The 2,297-nt window shown below is 69.1% G+C and carries 1 protein-coding gene; it reads right to left on the reverse strand.

Annotation, left to right across the window (positions count from 1 at the left end):
* The coding region (locus AB0M20_RS39060) for a PAS domain S-box protein (protein ID WP_364306049.1) at window positions 1-1,870 on the reverse strand (1,870 nt) is incomplete at its 3' end.
* Between the last annotated feature and the right edge of the window lie 427 nt (window positions 1,871-2,297).

Below are 2,297 nucleotides of genomic sequence, written 5' to 3' on the forward strand. Positions count from 1 at the left end.
GAACCAGGCCGTCGACGCCGGGCTCCCCCCGCATGTCACCGATGCTGACCTCGGCGTGGACCAGCTCGCCATCCCCGCGCCGCACCAGCCATAGATCCAGGCCTTCGGTGGAGGTGCCTTCGCGGGCGGCGTCCAGCACGTCCCGGACGTGCGCACGCTGGCTCGGGTCGATGATCTCGAGGGCGCTGTGACCGATCAGATCGGCGGTGCCGAAGACGAGCTCGGCGGCCGGGCTGACATAGCCGAACCGGTTGTCGTCGCCGACGACAGCGATCACCTCGGTGGCGTTGACCACCAGGGTCCGGAAGTAGGCCTGGCTGTCGCGCAGGCTGATCTCCCGGCCCAGGGCGATCCGGTCGATCATCGTGGCGGCCTGGCCGGCCAGCACCGGCAACGACTCCTGCAGCTCGACCAGGGCCTGCTCGTCGGTGCCGACGTACAGGTCGCCGATATGCTGGCCACCGACGGCGAGTCGGCAGCGAAGGGCCAGGTCGAAACCGGCCAGCAGCTCCGCGATGTCGGCCGGCAGCGCGCGTACGTAACAGAACTCGATCAGCGCGGGGTCGTCGGTGCTCGGCCGGTCGGCTTCGAGCACCTTGAGCGCGACGCGATGGACCGTACCGGCCGGTAGCATCTGCCCCACGGCTCGGCAGAGGACGTCATTGACCTCTTCGGTGGTCCCCGACGCCAGCAGTGCCTCACAGGCGACGCGCAACTGCCGTTCGCGGATCAGGGTGCGGCGCAGGCTGCTCGCCACCGCGGACATCCGGGCGAGCGCGAGCAGGATGAGAACGGCGGAGGCGGCGGCGATCACCGCACCGTCGTGCACCGGTCCGCGCAGCGCCTGGATCAACAGCGCGGCGGGGGCCAGCAGCGACGCCACGGTCAGGATCCCGCGCCGCAACGAGACCTGGGTCTGGGTGAGCATGTGCGGTTCGGTCAGCCGGGCCATGGACGGCTGCAGCGCCGCCGCGCCGCCGGCGATGTAGAAGATCAGCCAGCCCAGGTCGATCGGACCGCCCAGCTGCCAGTCTCCGTTGAGCCGGGTCAGCCCGTAGAGGGTGTCGGAGGTGAGCAGGGCGGCGCCGGACACGATCAGCAGCGTCGCGCTCCGGCTCTGTGTGGCGGTCAGGCGGAGCCGGGCGAGGATCGCGAGCATGAGTACGTCGACCATCGGGTAGGCGATCGAGACCGCCTTGGCCATGTCATTGAGATCGGGGTCGCGCAGGAACGGACTGATCAGGAAGGTCCAGGCGAGGAATCCGGCACCGGTGGTCAGGATGACCGCGTCGATCGTGCTCGCCCGGTCCGAGATCCGCGCACCGGAGCGGGTGAGGCTCAACAGTCCCAGCAGCAACAGGGGCAACGACACGCCGAGGAACACCACGTCGGCGCGGGTCGGGAACTGCCCGGCCGGCGCCAGGAGGGCCACGACGGTGCCGACGGCGAACGTCAGATAGCCCGCACCCATCAAGACCCAGGGGAAGCGTCGCCGGGGCCGGTTCCGGGCGATGCCGACGACGAACGCCATCGTCGTCGATAGCACGATGGCCGCCCAGGCCAGCACGCTGAGGGCCGGCACAAGCGTGTAGATCACTGCCAGACCGACGTTGACCAGGGCGTAGACCACCAGCACTCGCCGCGACAGCGGGCGGCGGCTCCCGTTCACGAGCGGCTCTCCGGCCTCGTCCATCGGCCCGAGCAACGCACGGCTTGCCGCGCCGCTCTCGATCGCGGCTTGGCGGCCGACGAGAACCGCCTGCTCCACGGCATCCAAGGGGCCGCGCTCGGGCCGCGCGGTGCGGGCGGAGCCGTCCGAGCCCTCTGAGCCCTCAGGGGCCTGCTCGGACACGGCACCGTCGCGCGTCATGACGCGCTCGTCAAGAGAACGATCGTCTGTCATTGGGGCAATCCGCCTGAGGCCCGTGTGCTGCCCGCCGGATGGCGGCTGGCCACTACTCCTTGTATTGGGCATGTCGTCCGCGCCGTCGAGCCGAAGGACGGGGAGTACATGCGCTGACAGGAACCTACCTTCGTGAACGCACCGGTCTGATCGACCGTGTGGGCCGTACGTCGTACCCAGCCTATGCAGAGATCGCCGGTCGGCCCGGTAAATTGAGCGACATGGCTGGCTTGTACGTCGCCGGGATCGATGCTCCTGGGGGCACAGTGCCGGTTCGCGCCGCCCCCGGCATCCCCGAGGTCTGTGTCTTCCCGTCGGCCGGCGAGTACCCGTACTACGACATGAAAGTACCAACTCAACAACACACTAACGCCTGTTGGTTCCAACCAATAGG

It is taken from the genome of Actinoplanes sp. NPDC051633, assembly GCF_040681735.1.
GTDB lineage: Bacteria > Actinomycetota > Actinomycetes > Mycobacteriales > Micromonosporaceae > Actinoplanes.